Consider the following 19,947-nt stretch of genomic DNA (forward strand, 5'->3'; position numbering starts at 1 on the left):
AATGCCCTAAGACAAATAATCGTAAATAATAGCATGGGTGCTTAAATGCCACCACGCACCAACCCACCAAGACCGTGGGTTTCCATAAATACAGAGGAAATCTCTCTCACCTGTTGGCTGGTTTCCGCCTCCAATATTTCTTTAACAAAATGATTGAGTTCGTCCGAATCTAAATGATGCAGCAAGTACTTGATACGCGGAATACTTCGACCACTCATACTTAGGCTACGATAACCAAGACCTATCAGAATCAGCGCCCCCATTGGCAAACCGGCCATTTCACCACAAACACTAACGGGTAAGCCAATACGCCGGCTTTCATCAATAATCTGTTTTAAGGCTCTGATTACTGCCGGATGTAGGTTGTCATACAGAGAAGCGACATGTGTATTATTACGATCCACCGCAAGTAAATACTGGGTTAAGTCGTTTGTACCGATAGAGATAAAATCAACCCGTTTCTTCAATTGTGGCAGCAGCAGTATCAGGGAAGGAACTTCTACCATGATCCCGACTTGTGGCATCGCAATAGTTGTCGCCACTGATCGTTCAACTTCTGCTTTTGCCCTGTCGATCAACTTCCTGGCTTCATCAATCTCTTCAATACTGCTCACCATCGGCAGCAATATTTTCAGGTTTTCCGTCTGTACATTGGCTTTCAGCATGGCTCTGAGCTGAATCAAAAATATTTCCGGTTGATCCAGGGTTATGCGAATTCCCCGCCAGCCAAGACAAGGGTTTTCTTCGTTGATTGGCATATAAGGAAGGTTTTTGTCAGCGCCAACATCCAACGTCCGTAATACGACTGACTTATCAGGAAAAAGTGCGAGCATTTCTTGGTAGCGGTTTTTCTGTTCATCTTCGGATGGAAAACCACTATGCAGCATAAAAGGGAACTCAGTACGATACAACCCGACACCGTCGATACTATCGCCCATCTGTTGCTCATATTTCAAGCTCAAACCCGCATTGAGCTGAACCAATACTCTTTCCCCGTTCTTAAGACGTGCTTTTTGTTGCAATTCGCCTTCAGCCAATTCGCTAAGCATCTGCTCTTCTTCAATAAGTTGGCGATATTCCTGAACAACCAGTGGCTCTGGTTCAATAAAAAATTCTCCGCGATAACCATCCAGAATCAACATCCGGTTATGCAGTAGTTCTGGTTGAATGTCTGCGCCCATAATCGCAGGTATTCCCATTGCCCTGACCAATATTGCGGAATGAGAGTGCGTTGCCCCATCCCGTACAATGACACCAGCCAGCTTATCCTGTGGTATTTCGGCCAGTAAATTGGCACTGAGTTCATCAGCAACCAGAATGAAATGTTCAGGCCACTGGCTGTTGCCAGTAAAAGAATCATCCAGATGGAACAATACCCGTTGCCCAAGTGCGCGTAAATCAGCGGCTCTTTCCCGCATATAAGCATCTTGCAGGCTGGCGAATTGTTCTGCGTATTTCTCAATCACGGTCTTAACTGCCCATTCTGCGATAAAGCCGCTATCAACGGAATGAAACAGATCCTGTTTAAGTTTGGGATCGTTCAGTAAATGGGAATAGAGATCAAAAATAGCCGCACTTTCTTTTTGTGAACTGGCGGTAAATCGTTTGCTTATTCGACGACATTCTGTGGTTGCCAGTTCAAGGGCTTGGGTCAAACGAGAACGTTCAGCCTGATAATTCAGTGTTGATGCTTCAAATACTTGTTCGAGCGATGGCTGAGAACAATCCTGCCATCCCTGAGCCATGACAATGCCATCGGAAACCGCCAGGGCCTTGATACGTGTCTGGCGATACTGACCAAACAGCCCGCGGGTCTGCGCTTGAGCAAGGATCGCAGCCAATTGCATAGCAAGTGTCACCATAAAGGACTCTTCACTTTCATCAAATAATCGGCGTTCATTTTGTTGAACGACCAAAATCCCTTGCAATTGGCGACGATAAATAATTGGAGCCCCTAAAAAGGCCCGCAGATTTTCTTCTTCTACTTGAGGAATATATTTGAAACTAGGATGATCACGCACATCAGCAAGGTTGATTAATTCCGACAAACGCCCAACTTCACCCACAACGCCTTCATTAAAGGAGAGGCTGATCACGCGTTTTTCTGGCTTTTTCAACCCCTTAGTAGCCATCAGGTAATAGCAACAACGCTGATGGTCTGCCAGATAAATAGAACAAACATCCGTGTTCATTGCTAAACAGGTTTCATTGACTAATACTCCAAGCGCTTCCGATAAATTTGTTGCCATCGCAACTTTTTCAACTATTTCCCGTAAGCGCATGAGCATAACGATTACCTAATTTAATTATCTAACTTCTTCTACGACGATATATATAGGTTGAATAGGGTTGTGAAGTAGATTCCTGCATTGGCATCACAATGGAAGAAAATTCTTTCATCACACGGCGGTATACATCTCGTTTAAAAGAAACAACTTGTCTGACAGGATACCAATAGCTCACCCAACGCCATCCATCAAACTCTGGTGTACTACTGCGCTGCACATTAATATCTGTTTCATTACAAAGCAACTGCAATAAAAACCAGCGTTGCTTTTGCCCAATACAAACGGGCTTTGTATCCCAACGCACCAAACGCTTGGGTAATTTGTAACGCAACCAGCTACGGGTGGAGGCAAGAACCCGTACGTCTTTGCGATTTAAACCAACTTCTTCGAACAACTCACGATACATCGCTTGTTCTGGTGATTCCCCTGGATTGATGCCCCCTTGAGGAAACTGCCAGGAATGCTGCCCATAACGACGGGCCCACAGAACCTGCCCTTGACGATTACAAATTACAATTCCTACATTCGGGCGGTAGCCATCATCATCGATCACCAGACTACCTCTCGATAAAACGAATTTGAAAAGATAGCTAATTGTTTCACACTCATCTTAAGCGGTAAACCTCTATGATGGGACTTTGCAGTCACAACCGAAGTCTCTACAATACAGTCATCTCAACGGGGTGCGATTGTTGCCGGGGCAACATCGCTGAGAACAAACCCGTAGAACCTGATCCGGCTGATACTGGCGTAGGGATTTGAGTTGCTATTCTATAAATAGTCATTTTATCTGGCACTTTCTCAAATCTTTTACCAATTTGCTGATAACGCATTTAATTATGAGCGCTAATAGCTACTGTTAATAACTATTTTTAATAACGATTATTGATAACTACAGGAGAGCAAAGTGTTTAAGCATTTATTTTTCCGATTTATCGCGCGATTTATTGCGATAAGTGCATTATCGTTCTCTGCATGTGCTTTTGCTCAGGCAGCACAAGCAAAGCCCATATTAACCGTTTACACTTATGATTCATTCGCTTCTGAGTGGGGCCCTGGCCCTATTATTAAAAAAGCTTTTGAAGCGGAATGTGATTGTGAATTGAAACTCGTCGCCCTGGAAGATGGTGTATCTTTGCTGAACCGTATAAGAATGGAAGGCAAAAAAGCATCGGCAGATATTGTTCTGGGGTTAGATAATAACCTGCTCCAAGCTGCTCAACAGACTGGATTATTCACTGCAAGCCGTATTGATACGACAAAATTAAAATTGCCTGTCACATGGAATAACAACACCTTTATCCCTTACGATTTCGGTTATTTTGCCTTTATTTACAACAAAAATACCTTGCCTAATCCCCCTAAAAGCATGGAAGAGCTTATTAACAGCCGCCAGAATTGGAAGATTATTTATCAGGATCCACGCACCAGTACTCCTGGGTTAGGTTTTTTACTCTGGATACAGGATATCTATGGTGATAATGCTGCACAGGAGTGGCAGAAAATCGCCAAAAAAACACTGACTGTCACCAAAGGCTGGAGTGAGGCTTATGGATTATTTCTGAAAGGTGAAGGGGATATGGTGCTTAGCTATACTACATCACCGGGTTATCACATCGTAACCGAGAAAAAAGATAATTACGCTGCTGCTGTATTCAATGAGGGGCACTATTTACAAATTGAAGTCGCTGCCCAGTTGGCTTCCAGCAAACAGCCTGAACTGGCACAGAGATTCATGCAATTCATGGTTTCACCCGCATTTCAGCAAACTATTCCGACCACCCAGTGGATGTATCCCGTGATTGACATACCTCTGCCAGAAGTTTTCAAGCAACTGCCCGTGCCTGCGAAATCACTGCAATTCAATGCAGATGAAGTAGCAAAACACCGTACACAATGGATCCGTACATGGCAAAGTGCTGTAAGCCGTTAATTGCGGGTTGGTTACTGCCGGGGGTAATTGCCTCCGGCTTGCTGCTTCTCATTGCTTTGTCAGCTTTCGGGGCACTTTGGTTTAACGCGCCTGAAAGCCACTGGCAGACATTTTTGAGTGACAACTATCTATGGCATGTCATTCGCTTTACTTTCTGGCAGGCGTTTTTGTCTGCTTTATTCTCAGTCATACCTGCAATATTTCTGGCAAGGGCGCTCTATCGCCGTCATTTTCCGGGCAGAACGCTTTTTTTACGTCTATGCGCCATGACGCTGGTACTTCCTGTTTTAGTCGCCCTGTTTGGCATACTGACGGTTTATGGGCGTATTGGCTGGCTGGCTAATCTTTGCCAATGGATAGGAATTGAATACCGTTTTACCCCTTACGGCCTGCAAGGTATTTTGTTGGCGCATATTTTCTTTAATATGCCAATGGCAACACGATTACTGCTTCAGTCGCTGGAAGGTATCGCAATAGAACAACGGCAACTTGCAGCGCAGCTTGGTATGAATGAATGGCAACATTTTCGCTTTGTCGAATGGCCTTATCTACGCCGTCAGATCTTGCCAACGGCAGCACTGATTTTCATGCTATGCTTTGCCAGTTTTGCTGCGGTACTGGCATTAGGAGGAGGTCCTTCTGCAACAACAATTGAACTCGCTATTTATCAGGCGATTAAATATGACTATGATCTCGGTCAAGCTGCTCTGCTCGCGCTGATCCAGCTCTTTTGCTGTCTTGGTCTGGTTTTGCTGAGCCAAAAGCTCAAAGGGGTTCTTTCGGTGGGGCACGGTCATCAACAACAATGGCGTAATCCACAGGATTCATGGCTAAAAAAACTATGTGACGGATTGCTTATCACCACAGCATTACTGTTTTTGCTCCCGCCTTTGCTGGCCGTCATTGTGGATGGTTTGAACAGTGCCGTGTTTGATGTTCTCAGTAAACCCGTTTTGTGGCGGGCTTTCATAACCTCCATCATTATCGCGCTAGGTGCGGGTTTCTTATGTGTTTTACTGACTATGATGCTGTTATGGAGCAGCCGTGAGTTACGCCTGCGTCATTTATCCCGTTGGGGACAAGCAATGGAAAGCAGTGGATTATTGATTCTTGCTATGCCCGGTATTGTCCTTGCGACAGGTTTTTTTATTCTGCTGAATAATACTATTGGGTTGCCGGATTCCCCTTATGAACTGATTATCCTGACCAATGCGTTGATGGCAATTCCTTATGCTTTAAAAGTGCTGGATAATCCAATGCGTGATCTGGCTGAACGCTATAATCCGCTATGCTTCTCTCTCAATATTCAGGGCCTCCACCGCCTACGTTGGATTGAGCTTAAAGCACTGAAAATCCCATTAGCGCAGGCACTGGCTTTCGCCAGTGTGCTGTCAGTCGGGGATTTTGGTGTTGTCGCATTATTTGGAGACGAGAATTTCCGTACCCTGCCCTTCTACCTTTATCAACAAATCGGGGCATATCGCAGTCAAGATGGTGCTGTGACCGCATTCCTGCTACTACTTCTCTGTTTTATTTTATTTAGTGTTCTTGAACGATTACCGGGTCGACGCCATGATTAAACTTGAAAATGTGACTTATACCTATGAGCAGATTGCTATGCGTTTCGACTTCAATGCCGAAGCCGGTGAACGTATTGCTATCCTCGGTCCTAGCGGGGCGGGCAAAAGCACGTTATTAAGTTTAATGGCTGGCTTTCAATTCGCAAAGAGTGGTGATATCTGGTTAGATAAGGAGAATCATACAAATACAGCGCCTTCCAAACGTCCGGTATCCATGCTATTTCAAGAAAATAACCTGTTTTCCCATTTAACCATTGAGCAAAATATTGGTTTGGGATTACACCCCGGCCTTAAATTGAATGTCCAACAACGACAAACGTTGCAACAAATTGCATCGCAAGTCTCACTGACAGAATATTTGAATCGCCTGCCCGTCCAGCTTTCCGGTGGACAGCGCCAACGCGCAGCCCTGGCTCGCTGTTTAGTACGCCAGCAACCTGTTTTACTACTGGATGAGCCTTTTTCAGCACTTGACCCTGCTTTACGTAATGAAATGCTGGAATTGCTGGATCAGGTATGTCGTGACCGAAAACTCACTTTGCTGATGGTGTCTCATAATCTTGATGACGCTGCCAAAATAGCGTCACGCACTCTGCTGATTGTGGATGGAGCCATTCATTATGATGGAGCAACGGAGAAACTGGTGAAGGGCGAAGTGCCTGAAGCAGAGATTTTGGGGATAATATAATTGATTATGTGTGCCACGACTTCCTTAATTCAGGTTATTGCCTTAACACCAAAATATTATGCAGATATATCCTGTTGAACAAGGCTTCATCCTATCCCGTCATTGGAAAGACACACCATCCGGTATTGAATTGGTGTATTGGTTAGCCACAGATAAAGGTAGCCGACGTGTTATCATTCCTCACCAAAAAGCCATCGCTTTTATCCCTCAACGTGATTTGCATAAAGCGCAGCCTCTGCTGACTCAAGAGCGATCTTGTGAGTTCAAGACATTACCACTGAAAGATTTTAATCGCCAAGCTGTCTCCGGCTTGTATTGTTCGCAATATCGTCAATTACAACATTGGGAGAAAGTCTTCAGGGAGCAGGGAATACCACTTTACGAAACTGATATCCGACCTCCGGATCGTTTTATGATGGAACGCTTTATTACCGCGCCTGTCTGGTTTCACCAAAAGCCAGACGGGAGCTATCAGATGAAACCGAATCCTGATTATCGTCCCAACTTGAAATGGGTTTCTCTGGATATCGAAACCAGCCAGCATGGAGAATTGTATTCTATCGGTTTAGCAGGCTGTGGTGAGAAAACCGTGTTTATGCTAGGACCGGAAAATGGTGAAAAGCGAGAACTGGATTTCAATCTGGAGTATGTTGCCAGCCGCCCACAATTGTTGGAAAAACTGAATGAATGGCTAAAAGTTTACGATCCCGATGCCATTATCGGTTGGAACCTGATCCAATTTGATTTAAAGGTGCTACAGCAACACAGCGAACGCTATAACATTCCTCTGCGATTTGGTCGAGGTGGTAGCTTGCTGGAATGGCGCGAGCACAGTTTTAAGTCTGGACACTTTTTTGCATCAACAGAAGGCCGTTTAATCATCGATGGTATTGATGCACTGAAAACAGCCACCTGGAATTTTCCCTCATTTAGTCTTGAATATGTTGCTCAGGAGTTATTGGGAGAAGGGAAAGCGATTGATAGCCCTTATGATCGGATGGATGAAATTAACCGTCGCTTTCAGGAAGATAAACCGGCTCTCGCCCATTACAATTTGCAGGACTGTATTCTGGTCAACCGCATTTTTGAGAAAGCAGACCTTATCGCATTCTTACTGGAACGAGCAACGGTCACAGGATTGGCTGCGGATCGGGCCGGAGGTTCTGTTGCCGCATTCACCCATCTCTATCTGCCGAAAATGCACCGTATTGGCTATGTCGCTCCTGTTCAGCCAACGGATTTCACGGATCACAGTCCGGGTGGTTTTGTGATGGATTCATTTCCGGGCTTGTATGATTCGGTGCTGGTATTGGATTACAAGAGCCTTTACCCTTCCATTATCCGTACTTTCCTTATCGATCCCGTCGGGATGGTCGAAGGTCTTGCCCATCCAGATAATAAACATTCTGTGCCCGGTTTCCGGCAAGCGTTTTTTTCCCGTACACAGCACTGTCTGCCTGATATTGTCACGCAAATCTGGTATGCGCGTGATAAAGCAAAAAAACAGCAGAATGCCCCACTGGCTCAGGCACTGAAAATTATTATGAATGCTTTCTATGGTGTACTCGGAGCCTCAGGCTGCCACTTTTTTGATTCACGCCTGACATCATCCATTACGATGCGAGGGCACCAGATTATGCACCAAACCCGCGACTTGATTGAGTCACAAGGGTATCAGGTTATTTATGGTGATACGGATTCCACGTTTGTCTGGCTGAAACGCCCTCATTCCGAAAAAGAGGCCAGCCTGATTGGTCACTCGCTGACACAGTTTGTCAATCAGTGGTGGAAAGATCATCTCAGAACCCAACTCAATCTTGAAAGCACACTGGAACTGGAATTTGAAACTCACTATCGGCGTTTTCTTATGCCGACAGTAAGGGGCACAGAGGAAGGCAGTAAAAAACGTTATGCGGGTTTGAGTGGCAACAAGATAGTATTCAAAGGATTGGAAACAGTAAGAAGCGACTGGACGCTATTAGCACAAACATTCCAGCAAGAGCTGTATTCCCTGATTTTTCATCAGCAACCTTATCAGGATTATATTCGTGATTATGTCGCCCGCACATTAGCAGGTGAATTTGATAAGCGACTGATTTATCGAAAACGGCTACGTCGAAAGCTGGCTACTATCAGCGCAATGTTCCTCCTCATGTCAGGGCAGCACGTCTGGCTGATGAGTATAATCAGCGGAAAAATCGCCCATTGCAGTATCAAAATGGCGGTTGGATCAGCTATATCATCACGCAATCCGGGCCTCAACCACTGGAAAACCTGACTTCACCGCCAGATTATGAACACTACATCAATAAACAGGTTATGCCGATTGCTAATGCTATCTTGCCATTTCTTCAGGATGATTTTATAACGCTGTTGGCGGGGCAAATGAACCTGTCTTTTGATTAATTGATATTTTTGCAGGTGACGACTTGCTCAGCTTGAATTAACATAACGTCCCTCTAAAGGGAAATGACCCTTTTATGACCTATTTTTTCCGAAAAAAGTGATGAAAGGTGTCACTGAAACGAGTCAGAAAAGCTAGTCATAAAAACTAACCCTATCGATAACCAATGATGATCGATATCCAACAAAAGCAGCCACCCTGCAACCATAAATAACATTATCTAACAGAAAACTGAGCCAAAATTTATGCCATTTACTCTTGGTCAACGCTGGATAAGCGATACAGAAAGCGAACTTGGATTAGGTACAGTCGTGGCGCTTGACGCGCGCATGGTAACGCTGCTTTTTCCAGCCAGCGGAGAAAACCGCCTCTACTCACGCAATGATTCCCCTATTACCCGTGTTATGTTTAATGCAGGTGATACCGTGACCAGTCACGAAGGCTGGAAACTCAAGATCGATGAAATTCAGCAAGAGAATGGCCTGCTGATCTATGTCGGTACTCGTTTAGATACTGAAGAAGAAAATGTCAGCCTGCGGGAAGTGTTGCTGGATAGTAAACTGACGTTTAACAAGCCACAAGATCGCCTGTTTGCCGGTCAGATTGACCGAATGGATCGCTTTGCGTTGCGCTTCCGTGCCCGTAAGCATCAAAGCGAACAATTTCGTCTGGCAGAGAGTGGACTGCGTGGTATTCGCGCCAGCTTGATTCCTCATCAGTTACATATTGCCAACGAAGTCGGCAAGCGTCACGCTCCCCGCGTATTATTGGCAGATGAGGTCGGCTTGGGTAAAACCATCGAAGCCGGGATGATTATTCATCAACAGTTGATGGCTGGCCGTGCAGAACGTGTATTGATCATCGTGCCAGACAGCCTCCAGCATCAATGGCTGGTGGAAATGCTGCGCCGTTTCAATCTGCGTTTCTCCCTATTTGATGATGATCGTTATGCCGAAGCCCTGCACGATAGCGATAATCCATTTGAAACAGAACAATTGGTTATCTGCTCTCTGGATTTTGTTCGCCGCAACAAACAGCGGTTTGAACATCTGCTGGAAGCAAGCTGGGATTTGCTGGTCGTAGATGAGGCCCATCATCTGGCATGGAGTGAGCAAGCGCCAAGCCGTGAATATCATGTTATCGAGCAATTGTCAGAGCAAATTCCATCTGTACTGCTGCTGACCGCCACTCCAGAGCAATTGGGGCAGGAAAGCCATTTTGCCCGTTTGCGTCTCCTCGATCCGAATCGTTTTCACGATTATCAGGCTTTTATCGATGAACAACAAAAGTACCGCCCAGTTGCTGATGCGGTAACTCTGTTACTATCCGGCGAGACACTGGGCAATGACCAGCAAAACCTGATTGTTGAACTGATCAGTGAACAAGATATTGAACCTCTGCTGAAAGCGGCTAACAGTAATCAAGATGAAGAGAGTGAGAACGCCCGCCGTGAATTGATCTCTATGTTGATGGATCGCCACGGCACCAGCCGGCTGCTGTTTCGTAATACCCGTGGTGGTGTGAAAGGCTTCCCGCACCGTGAACTGCACGAAATTAAGCTGCCATTGCCAGCCCAATATCAGACTGCCATTAAAGTATCTGAAATTATGGGAGCAAAAAAATCGGTAGAAGCCCGCGCCAAAGATATGCTCTATCCTGAGCGGATCTATCAGGAGTTTGAAGGCGAAAACGCGACCTGGTGGAACTTTGACCCTCGTGTGGAATGGCTGCTTGGCTTCCTGCTGGCAAATCGCGATGAAAAAGTGCTGGTGATCTGCGCCAAAGCACAAACCGCTCTGCAATTAGAACAGGTTCTGCGTGAGCGTGAAGGTATCCGCAGTGCAGTATTTCATGAAGGACTCTCCCTGCTGGAGCGCGACCGTGCCGCTGCTTACTTCGCTTCTGAAGAAGAAGGAGCACAAGTGTTGCTCTGTTCTGAAATCGGTTCCGAAGGCCGTAACTTCCAGTTCGCTAATCAGCTCGTGATGTTCGATCTGCCTTTCAATCCTGATTTGCTGGAACAACGTATCGGTCGTCTGGATCGTATTGGTCAAAGCCGCAATATCAAGATCAGCGTTCCTTATCTGGAAAGCACCGCGCAATCTGTCCTGCTAAGCTGGTATCACGAAGGTCTGGATGCTTTTGAACATACTTGTCCGACAGGTCGTTCCATCTATGACAAATATTATGAAACGCTATTGAACTTCCTTGCCAAACCCAATGAGCAAACAGGCTTCCAGGAATTTATTACCGAATGTCGCGAACACCACGAGAAACTCAGACAACAATTGGAGCAAGGCCGTGACCGTTTGCTGGAGATGAATTCCAACGGTGGCGAACAAGGGCAAAAACTGGCTGAAGTTATTGCCGCACAGGATAATAATACCGATCTGGTGAATTTTGCTCTGAATCTGTTTGATATTATTGGTATTAATCAGGAAGACCGCAACGATAATATTATCGTCCTCAATCCATCTGATCACATGTTGGTGCCTGATTTCCCAGGGTTACCGCAGGATGGTTGTTCTGTCACATTTGATCGTGAAAAAGCACTGTCCCGTGAAGATACGCAATTCCTAAGCTGGGAACACCCAATCATCCGTAATGGTTTGGATCTTATTCTGTCAGGAGATACCGGAAGCTGTGCTGTTTCTATTCTGAAAAACAAAGCACTGCCAGTCGGCACCCTGTTGGTTGAGTTAATTTATGTTGTCGAAGCTCAGGCACCGAAACACCTGCAATTAACCCGCTTCCTGCCACCAACACCATTACGCTTGTTGATGGATCTGAAAGGCACCAATCTGGCTTCTCAGGTAGAGTTTGAAGGTTTCAACCGTCAGTTGAATGCCATTAACCGCCATAATGCCAGCAAGTTGGTTAATGCAGTCCAAAAAGAAGTCCATGCTATCTTGCAGCAATCTGAACCCTTGATTGAGCAACAAGCGCGTGAATTGATCGAAAAAGCGAAAAAAGAAGCTGATGAAGTATTGTCCGCTGAGTTGTCACGTCTGGAAGCATTAAAAGCGGTTAACCCGAACATCCGTGATGATGAGCTGGAAGCGATTGAGTCTGAGCATAAACATTTACTGCTAAACCTTGATCAGGCAAACTGGCGTCTGGATGCTATCCGCTTGGTCATAGTTTCTCACCAGTAAATCACTATTGACTGGCAACTGACGATCAATCACTGCTCATCAATAAGTCGTTATCAATAACACTTATCTGGCAACTAAGGGATATTCTCAAAGAGATATCCCTTGGTTTTTTTACTTACTTTTGTCTTATCCGTTTTATCTTGATCAATGTACGTTATTTTGATCTCACACCCTCAATCATATACTGCTAGAATGCGCCCCGTTATTTTTCTGAGCAAATTTTTTCCGAATCCATTGGAGCTACTATGCTGGAGTCTTATAATCCCCCGACTGACCCTTGGTTACATGTGCTTTATCAAGATGAACACATTATGGTTGTCAATAAACCGAGCGGATTGCTTTCTGTGCCGGGTAAAGCAGAAGAGCACAAAGACAGTATCATGACGAGGATCCAGGCTGAATTTCCAACCGCGGAATCTGTTCACCGATTGGATATGGCAACCAGTGGTGTCATGGTGGTCGCATTAACCAAAGCGGCAGAGCGTGAACTCAAACGGCAATTCCGTGAGCGTGAACCGAAAAAAGTCTATATCGCACGCATTTGGGGGAAATTGGAACAGGAACAAGGGTTGGTTGATTTACCGCTGATCTGCGACTGGCCAAACCGACCAAAACAAAAAGTCTGCTTTGAAACGGGAAAATCGGCACAGACAGAATATCAGGTACTTGAATATGAAGCTCAGGCAACCCGCGTCAGGCTGGCTCCTATCACCGGACGCTCCCATCAGCTTCGCGTACATATGTTGGCACTGGGAAATCCCATTCTGGGAGATCGGTTCTATGCCCATCAGCAGGCCAGGGAACTGGCACCCCGCCTGCAATTACATGCTCAGGAGTTATCGATCACTCATCCGGCCTACGGCTCTCCAATGCATTTTGAGTGTAAGGCAGACTTCTGATTGCGACTATTTATCTGCAATTACTACGTTTCATTAATTACTACTATTTATTTTTTGTTGGCAATTACTATTATTTGAAGCCTTTTTCTTTTTTAATCAAATCGTAAGCGGATTGAATAGACTGTGCTTTTTGTTTGGCAATTTCCATCATTTCTGGTGGTAAACCTTTTGCCACCAGCTTATCGGGATGGTGTTCACTCATCAGTTTCCGATAAGCCCGTTTAATCGTTGTAGCATCATCATTTTGCTTAACACCCAACACCTTACACGCATCTTCCAACGTCGCCCGTTGTTGACCAGGCCCCTGATAATGACCATGCTGCTGGTATTGTCCACCGAAATGGCGCCCCCCTTCCATCATGGCAAGAAATTGTTCAAATTGAATGCGGGAAATTCCCAGTTCTTCCGCGATCACAAACAGCACTCTTCTTTCATTCGGATGCAGCTCGCCATCAGCAAATGCTGCCTGAAGCTGAATTTCGAGAAACATTCTGACCAGATCAAAGCGTCCAAAGCAGGCTCGACGAAGTTGTTTCAATGTCTCACGCAGTGGAAATTCAGGATGTTTACCTTCACGAAATGCCCGCTGTGCTGCAATTCGTGCCTCACCATGCAGTTGCATTCTATCCATAAGCTGACTGGCTAGCTGGATATCCGTTTCAGTCACCCGACCTTTCGATTTGGTCAGATGCCCTAATATCTGAAAGGTACTACGGAAAAACAGCGCTTGTCGGGATGGATTTTTGGCTGGCGTTCCCTGATTGCGTATTCTGATTTTGTCAAGAATGTGCCCTAGCAATATCCCAATAACAATGCCCCAGAAGCCGGCACCAGACGCAATACCAAATATTAACCCTAATAATTTTCCCCAATACTGCATATACTCTTCAATTCCTCAATGCCCTGAGCGAAATTTTGCATTATCATACTGTTCATCATTATCATACTATTCATTAAGCTCTGTGCCTAACAGCAAGATTAGTGAAATTTAACTTTACTCTGGCGCATATCTATCAAGTGCGTTAGTCTCTCAGCGTTTGTCGGCGTGATGCCACTGATGATGGAACCGCATAAGCATCTATGAATAAAAGTTACCCCACTTTGCTAGCCACTATGGTATGGGCAGCACTTTACAGTCAGCAAGCACACGCTGACCTTGCAGCACAGTGTATGCTGGGCGTCCCTGTTTATGACAAACCCATTATTACAGGGGACCCTAATAAACTCCCGATTCATATTCAGTCTGATGATACACATGGTGAATATCCCACTGCGGTTGAATTTGTCGGCAATGTAAATATCCAACAAGGCAACAAAACGCTGACAGCCGACAAAGTCAGATTCGAACAAACAGAAGATTCAATTCCGGTACGGACTATTACCGCCACAGGGAATGTCAGATATGATGACCCCCAAATTATCCTGAAAGGGCCACGGGCCTGGTCTAACTTAACCACTAAAGACACAGACGTGGAACAAGGCAAGTACCAAATGGTCGGTCGTCAGGGGCGTGGCAACGCTGATAAGATGATGCTACGCAATGAAAACCGCTATACCATTTTAAATAATGGAGTGTTCACTTCCTGTCTACCGGGTAATGATAGCTGGAGCGTTGTAGGTTCAGAAGTCATTCTGGATCGTCAGGAAGAAGTGGCAGAGATTTGGAATGCCCGATTCAGAATCGCCAATGTCCCCGTGTTTTATACCCCTTACCTGCAACTGCCGATTGGTGATAAACGCCGCTCTGGTTTTTTGATCCCTAATGCCAGTTTTTCCAATAAAAACGGCATCCAGTTCTTGTTACCCTACTACTGGAACATTGCCCCTAATTATGATGCTACCATTACTCCACATCTGATCAGCAAACGTGGGCTTAAATTTAATAATGAATTCCGTTACTTAACAAAAGCAGGTTTGGGAACTGTCGCATTGGATTGGATTGGTAATGACCGCCTGTATGCAGATGATAAAAAATTCAATCTCAGACCTGAACGGGATAGCAACAACCGCTGGTTATTCTACTGGAACCACAGCGGTGTCATGAACCAGGTTTGGCGTTTCAGTGCCGAATATACTAAGGTCAGCGATCCTCATTATTTTACTGATTTCACCTCTCAATACGGTACTAGTACTGATGGCTATGCGACACAAAAATTCAGTATTGGTTATGCGCAACAGAACTGGAATGCAACCTTAACAACCAAGCAATTTCAAATTTTTACCGTCAGTGATGGCAGAAAAGCTTACCGTGCGACACCTCAGTTGGATCTGAATTATTATAAGAATGATTTGGGGCCATTTGATTTCCGCACTTATGCGCAATTTGCTAAATTTACCAGCGTAGGTAAAGATCAGCCAAACGCAGTTCGCTGGCATCTGGAGCCATCCATTAATCTGCCGCTTTCCAATCACTGGGCGAGCCTCAATAATGAAGTTAAGTTGATGGCAACCTATTATCAGCAGGATATTCCTGCTGCTCAAAAAAATTCTCAATTAGAAAAATCAGCAAATCGCGTTCTGCCACAATTTAAATCAGATGCGAAGATGGTATTTGAACGCGCCATGTCTTTTAATCCGGCTTATACCCAGACACTGGAACCGCGCATCCAGTATCTCTACGTTCCTTATAAGAGCCAGAATAACATTTACAACTACGATTCTTCTTTGCTGCAAGCCAACTATACTGGCTTGTTCCGTGACCGTTTTTACAGTGGTCTGGATCGCATTTCATCAGCCAATCAGTTTACAAGCGGTATCACTACCCGCATCTATGATGAAGATTTAGTTGAACGTTTTAGCTTGTCTGTAGGTCAAATCTATTACTTTGAAGCTCCGCGTGTTGAAGATATAGAGCCTACTCAGACAAACCAAAGTACCGTTGGTACTAAGAAAAGAACAGGGTCTACAACCTGGGCCGGTGATGTTGAATGGAAGATCAGCTCATCATGGGGATTCAAAGGTGGAGTTCAGTATGATACCCGCCTGAGCAAAGTCGCAATGGGTAATTCGGTAGTGGAGTACCGACGTGACGCTGACCGTCTGATACAATTAAACTATCGCTTTGTTGATCGCGATTATATCCAGGCCACCCTTAGAAGTGCTCCGGCATACCAGCAAGGCATTTCTCAGGTAGGTATGGTAGGAAGTTGGCCGTTAGGTGATCGTTGGGCGCTCGTGGGAGCGTATTACTACGATACCAAAGAAAAGCAACCTGCCAGCAAGATGGTTGGCATGCAATATAGTACCTGTTGTTGGGCTGTGAATGTCGGTTACGAGCGTAAGATCGTAAACTGGAAAAACAACCAAAGTGAATATGACAACAAATGGTCACTCAATGTTGAACTCCGTGGCTTAAGCAATAATTACAGTTTAGGTAGCCTGAAGATGCTGCAACAAGGTATTTTGCCTTATCAACGTGCTTTCTGATACCAATTAAACACAATGTAAACACAATAACCCCGCCTTATGGCGGGATTGATATGATGGGAAACATATGAAGAACTGGAGAACGATTATTCTCGGGTTGATGTTTGCAATGAACACTGCCGCAGTTGCAGCTCCGCAAGAACTCAATAAGGTTGCTGCCATTGTTAATAACGATGTCGTACTGGAAAGTGACGTCAACAACCTTTTAGAATCCGTTAAAATCAACGCAAAACAAGCTGGTCAACAAATGCCAGATGCGAAAACATTGCGTCACCAGATCCTTGAACGTCTGATTATGGATGACATCATTCTGCAAATGGCAGCACGGATGCAGCTCTCTGTCCCTGAGAAGGATGTGGATTCTGCTATCGAAAATATTGCTGCGCAGAATCATCTGAGCGTTGCTCAACTGAAACAACGTCTGGCTGCGGACGGCATGAATTTCGATACCTACCGCAATCAAATCCGCAAAGAGATGCTGATTGCAGAAGTGCGTAACAACGAAGTACGCCGTCGTGTTTCTATCCTGCCACAAGAAGTTGACTCTATAGCTAATCAGCTCAGTAGCCATGATCATCAGAATACTGAATTGAATATCAGCCAGATTTTGATCCCTCTGCCAGAAAATCCGACGCCTGCTCAGGTCGAAAAAGCAGAAGCTACTGTAAACAAAATCTTGTCTGAACTTAAAAATGGCAGCGATTTCGGTAAACTGGCTATCACCTACTCCAGCGATACACAAGCCTTAAAAGGCGGCAATATGGGCTGGAGCAAATTACAAGAGCTGCCGTCACTATTTGCTGAAAAACTCCAGTCAGCTCAGAGAGGACAGGTGATTGGTCCAATCCGTTCCGGTGTTGGTTTTCACATTCTGAAAGTTAATGATATCCGTGGCGGCAGTGCATCCGTTGCAGTTACTGAAGTTAATGCTCGTCATATCCTGCTAAAAACATCACCTGTTATGAATGATGATCAGGCCCGCGATAAATTGAGACAGATCCGGGAAGAGATCTTAAGCGGCAAAATTACCTTCGAAAAAGCAGCAAAAGAGTATTCTGAAGATCCGAGTTCTGCCCTGCGTGGCGGTGAACTAGGCTGGAATTTACCAAGTACCTATGCCCCTGCTTTCCGCGATGCTTTGGTTAAACTCCAGAAAGGTGAAATCAGCCAACCCGTTCACTCTTCTTTCGGCTGGCATTTGATCCAATTGCTGGATACCCGCAAAGTAGACAAAACTGATGCTGCACAAAAAGATCGCGCCTACCGATTACTATTCAACCGTAAATTCAGTGAAGAAGCGCAAACCTGGCTTCAGGAATTACGCGCCTCCGCTTATGTGAAAATTTTAGATGGTAGCGATGCACAATAATAAACCCATTATTATTACCCCCGGCGAACCAGCCGGGGTTGGTCCTGATTTAGTTATTGCCCTTGCACAATTTGAATGGCCTATCCAACTGGTTGTGTGCGCCGATCCTGAGCTTATGCTTTCTCGTGCCAGGCAACTAAATCTTCCACTGCAATTACAACCTTATTCTCCTGAACACCCATCTTCCTCACAGGCTGCCGGAACACTGACGATTCTGCCCGTTTCTCTCCATACTCCGGCTATCGCTGGCGAATTAAACCGAGAAAATGGTAGTTATGTCACAGAAACACTGGAAAAAGCCTGCGATGGTTGCTTGAACGGTGATTTTTCAGCACTGGTAACAGGCCCTGTTCATAAAGGCGTTATCAATGATGCAGGGATAGCCTTCACCGGGCATACTGAATTTTTTGCTGATCTTAGCCAATGTTCAAAAGTCGTTATGATGTTGGCAACAGAAGAATTACGGGTAGCACTAGCGACAACACATTTGCCCATTTTGGACGTTCCTAAAGCGATTACCTTTGATTCTCTGCGGGAAGTAGTGACTATCCTCAACCATGACCTGAAGACCAAATTCGGTATACAGCGCCCTCATATTTATGTTTGTGGCTTAAATCCTCACGCTGGTGAAGGTGGGCATATGGGGCGTGAAGAAATAGATGTAATTATTCCGGCATTAGACAGCTTAAGGAAAGAAGGTATTTGGCTGGAAGGCCCATTGCCTGCTGATACCTTGTTTCAGGCAAAATATCTGGATCATGCTGACGCTGTGCTTTCTATGTATCACGATCAGGGGCTGCCCGTGTTAAAATACCAGGGTTTTGGCAAAGCCGTGAATATCACTTTGGGGCTGCCATTCATCCGAACTTCTGTCGATCATGGCACAGCATTGGAGCTGGCGGGGACAGGTCAAGCTGATGTGGGAAGTTTTATCACCGCATTGAATCTAGCAATTAAAATGATACAAAACAGTAATGAATAATAAAGTCCACCAAGGGCATCATGCCCGTAAACGCTTTGGGCAAAATTTCTTAACCGATCAATTTATTATTGATAGCATTGTCGATGCTATGGATCCACAGCCTGAACAGGCTATGGTAGAGATTGGGCCGGGTCTGGGAGCCCTGACCGAACCGGTTGGCGAGCGTATGGATAAATTGACTGTCGTCGAACTTGACCGTGATCTGGCGGCTCGTCTACACGTCCATCCCAAATTGAAAGACAAGCTGACTATTATTCAGCAAGATGCCATGACCGTTGATTTTGGTCAGATTGCTAAAGCGCAAGGACAGCCTCTGCGTGTATTTGGTAACTTGCCCTATAACATCTCTACTCCGTTGATGTTTCATCTTTTCAGCTATACTGATGCTATCGCTGATATGAATTTTATGTTGCAAAAAGAAGTGGTGAATCGTCTTGTTGCAGGGCCTGGTAGTAAAGCCTACGGGCGTTTAAGTGTAATGGCGCAGTACTACTGCCACATAATCCCTGTTCTTGAAGTACCACCTACAGCATTTACCCCGGCTCCGAAAGTCGATTCAGCCATCGTGCGATTAATCCCTCATAAGTTTATACCTTATCCGGTTCAGGATATTCGCAAGTTAGCCCGGATCACCACCCAAGCATTTAATCAACGACGCAAAACTATCCGTAATAGCCTGAGTGACCTATTTTCAGTTGAACAGCTATCTGAGTTGGGAATCGATCCGAGCACACGCGCTGAAAATATTTCGGTCGAACAATACTGTAAGATGGCTAACTGGTTATCGTCTCAACCTGAAACGGTCTAATTACCGAACATCCGTTGCAGTAACAGGAGGCAGCTATGCTCAACGAACCAAGAGTTTATATTCAAGTTCAAAGCACTTACGTAGAAAGCCAATCAGAGCCGGAACGACAACGTTTTGTGTTTGCTTATACAATATCAATTCGCAATCTTGGGCATTCCCCGGTGCAACTCATTAGTCGTTACTGGCGTATTACCAACAGTAATGGTCACCAAACAGAAGTTCAGGGGGAAGGGGTTGTGGGAAAACAACCTGTAATCCCACCCGGAACGGAATATCGCTATAACAGCGGAACTGTTCTTGAAACCCCTTTGGGGACCATGGAAGGTTACTATGAGATGATTGATCACAGTGGCCATCCGTTTCGTGCGATTATTCCGGTGTTCCGATTGGCTATTCCAACACTGATAAATTAACT

The 19,947-nt window shown here is 45.2% G+C and carries 13 protein-coding genes, 1 pseudogene and 1 riboswitch; of the genes and pseudogenes, 11 read left to right on the forward strand and 3 right to left on the reverse strand.

Annotated elements, in window-relative coordinates:
* Nucleotides 1-41: 41 nt before the first annotated feature.
* The gene (gene ptsP, locus AAC852_RS09785) at nt 42-2,288 is read right to left on the reverse strand and encodes a phosphoenolpyruvate--protein phosphotransferase (protein ID WP_340620865.1); all 2,247 of its coding nucleotides are present in this window, start codon (nt 2,286-2,288) and stop codon (nt 42-44) included.
* A 22-nt stretch (nt 2,289-2,310) separates the two neighbouring features.
* Complete coding sequence (rppH, locus tag AAC852_RS09790) at nt 2,311-2,841, reverse strand: RNA pyrophosphohydrolase (RefSeq protein ID WP_038259852.1); 531 nt, start codon at nt 2,839-2,841, stop codon at nt 2,311-2,313.
* 116 nt (nt 2,842-2,957) lie between these two features.
* Nucleotides 2,958-3,063: riboswitch (TPP riboswitch) on the forward strand.
* Between the two features lie 132 nt (nt 3,064-3,195).
* Between rppH and thiB the strand changes: the two genes are divergently transcribed.
* From thiB to rluA, 6 genes and pseudogenes are all read left to right on the forward strand, one after another.
* Nucleotides 3,196-4,221 carry a thiamine ABC transporter substrate binding subunit gene (gene thiB / locus AAC852_RS09795; protein WP_422824282.1) on the forward strand — a complete coding sequence of 342 codons (1,026 nt, stop codon included), beginning with the start codon at nt 3,196-3,198 and terminating at the stop codon, nt 4,219-4,221.
* A complete protein-coding gene (thiP, locus tag AAC852_RS09800; RefSeq protein ID WP_340620866.1) occupies nt 4,197-5,801 on the forward strand; it encodes a thiamine/thiamine pyrophosphate ABC transporter permease ThiP in 1,605 nt (534 codons plus the stop codon). The genes thiB and thiP overlap by 25 nt, the downstream gene beginning before the upstream one ends.
* Nucleotides 5,794-6,489 carry a thiamine ABC transporter ATP-binding protein ThiQ gene (gene thiQ, locus AAC852_RS09805; RefSeq protein ID WP_340620867.1) on the forward strand — a complete coding sequence of 232 codons (696 nt, stop codon included), beginning with the start codon at nt 5,794-5,796 and terminating at the stop codon, nt 6,487-6,489. The genes thiP and thiQ overlap by 8 nt, the downstream gene beginning before the upstream one ends.
* A gap of 58 nt (nt 6,490-6,547) precedes the next feature.
* Nucleotides 6,548-8,895, forward strand: a pseudogene (locus AAC852_RS09810) (DNA polymerase II).
* Nucleotides 8,896-9,138: 243 nt separating this feature from the next.
* Nucleotides 9,139-12,048, forward strand: coding sequence for an RNA polymerase-associated protein RapA (rapA, locus tag AAC852_RS09815; protein WP_340620868.1), 2,910 nt, complete (start codon nt 9,139-9,141; stop codon nt 12,046-12,048).
* Nucleotides 12,049-12,293: 245 nt separating this feature from the next.
* Nucleotides 12,294-12,947 (forward strand): bifunctional tRNA pseudouridine(32) synthase/23S rRNA pseudouridine(746) synthase RluA, encoded by a 654-nt coding sequence (gene rluA / locus AAC852_RS09820; protein ID WP_340620869.1) that lies wholly within the window; start codon nt 12,294-12,296, stop codon nt 12,945-12,947.
* A gap of 70 nt (nt 12,948-13,017) precedes the next feature.
* Here rluA and djlA read toward each other — a convergent pair whose 3' ends face one another.
* On the reverse strand, nt 13,018-13,827 hold the full coding sequence (gene djlA / locus AAC852_RS09825; protein ID WP_340620870.1) for a co-chaperone DjlA: 810 nt from the start codon (nt 13,825-13,827) through the stop codon (nt 13,018-13,020).
* 200 nt (nt 13,828-14,027) lie between these two features.
* Here djlA and lptD point away from each other — a divergent pair, with 200 nt between their 5' ends.
* The 5 genes from lptD (at nt 14,028) to apaG (ending at nt 19,945) form a co-directional block, all read left to right on the forward strand.
* Nucleotides 14,028-16,373: an LPS assembly protein LptD gene (gene lptD, locus AAC852_RS09830; RefSeq protein WP_340620871.1), complete on the forward strand. Its 2,346-nt coding sequence runs from the start codon at nt 14,028-14,030 to the stop codon at nt 16,371-16,373.
* 67 nt (nt 16,374-16,440) lie between these two features.
* Nucleotides 16,441-17,742, forward strand: coding sequence for a peptidylprolyl isomerase SurA (gene surA / locus AAC852_RS09835; RefSeq protein ID WP_340620872.1), 1,302 nt, complete (start codon nt 16,441-16,443; stop codon nt 17,740-17,742).
* Nucleotides 17,732-18,724, forward strand: coding sequence for a 4-hydroxythreonine-4-phosphate dehydrogenase PdxA (gene pdxA, locus AAC852_RS09840; protein ID WP_340620873.1), 993 nt, complete (start codon nt 17,732-17,734; stop codon nt 18,722-18,724). Before surA ends, pdxA begins: the two co-directional genes overlap by 11 nt.
* Entirely contained in the window at nt 18,717-19,532 is an 816-nt protein-coding gene (gene rsmA / locus AAC852_RS09845) for a 16S rRNA (adenine(1518)-N(6)/adenine(1519)-N(6))-dimethyltransferase RsmA (protein WP_340620874.1), read from the forward strand. The genes pdxA and rsmA overlap by 8 nt, the downstream gene beginning before the upstream one ends.
* Nucleotides 19,533-19,567: 35 nt before the next feature.
* Nucleotides 19,568-19,945 (forward strand): Co2+/Mg2+ efflux protein ApaG, encoded by a 378-nt coding sequence (gene apaG, locus AAC852_RS09850; RefSeq protein WP_340620875.1) that lies wholly within the window; start codon nt 19,568-19,570, stop codon nt 19,943-19,945.
* Nucleotides 19,946-19,947: the final 2 nt, after the last annotated feature.

This window comes from Xenorhabdus siamensis, assembly GCF_037996745.1.
Classification (GTDB): Bacteria; Pseudomonadota; Gammaproteobacteria; order Enterobacterales; family Enterobacteriaceae; genus Xenorhabdus; species Xenorhabdus indica.

What these genes read in the sequence shown, in the direction of transcription:
- ptsP (WP_340620865.1), bottom strand. Translation starts at nt 2,288, where the DNA reads ATGCTCATGCGCTTACGGGAAATAGTTGAAAAAGTTGCGATGGCAACA.
- rapA (WP_340620868.1), top strand. Translation starts at nt 9,139, where the DNA reads ATGCCATTTACTCTTGGTCAACGCTGGATAAGCGATACAGAAAGCGAA.
- thiP (WP_340620866.1), top strand. Translation starts at nt 4,197, where the DNA reads ATGGCAAAGTGCTGTAAGCCGTTAATTGCGGGTTGGTTACTGCCGGGG.
- rsmA (WP_340620874.1), top strand. Translation starts at nt 18,717, where the DNA reads ATGAATAATAAAGTCCACCAAGGGCATCATGCCCGTAAACGCTTTGGG.
- pdxA (WP_340620873.1), top strand. Translation starts at nt 17,732, where the DNA reads ATGCACAATAATAAACCCATTATTATTACCCCCGGCGAACCAGCCGGG.
- lptD (WP_340620871.1), top strand. Translation starts at nt 14,028, where the DNA reads ATGAATAAAAGTTACCCCACTTTGCTAGCCACTATGGTATGGGCAGCA.
- thiQ (WP_340620867.1), top strand. Translation starts at nt 5,794, where the DNA reads ATGATTAAACTTGAAAATGTGACTTATACCTATGAGCAGATTGCTATG.
- apaG (WP_340620875.1), top strand. Translation starts at nt 19,568, where the DNA reads ATGCTCAACGAACCAAGAGTTTATATTCAAGTTCAAAGCACTTACGTA.
- djlA (WP_340620870.1), bottom strand. Translation starts at nt 13,827, where the DNA reads ATGCAGTATTGGGGAAAATTATTAGGGTTAATATTTGGTATTGCGTCT.
- rluA (WP_340620869.1), top strand. Translation starts at nt 12,294, where the DNA reads ATGCTGGAGTCTTATAATCCCCCGACTGACCCTTGGTTACATGTGCTT.
- surA (WP_340620872.1), top strand. Translation starts at nt 16,441, where the DNA reads ATGAAGAACTGGAGAACGATTATTCTCGGGTTGATGTTTGCAATGAAC.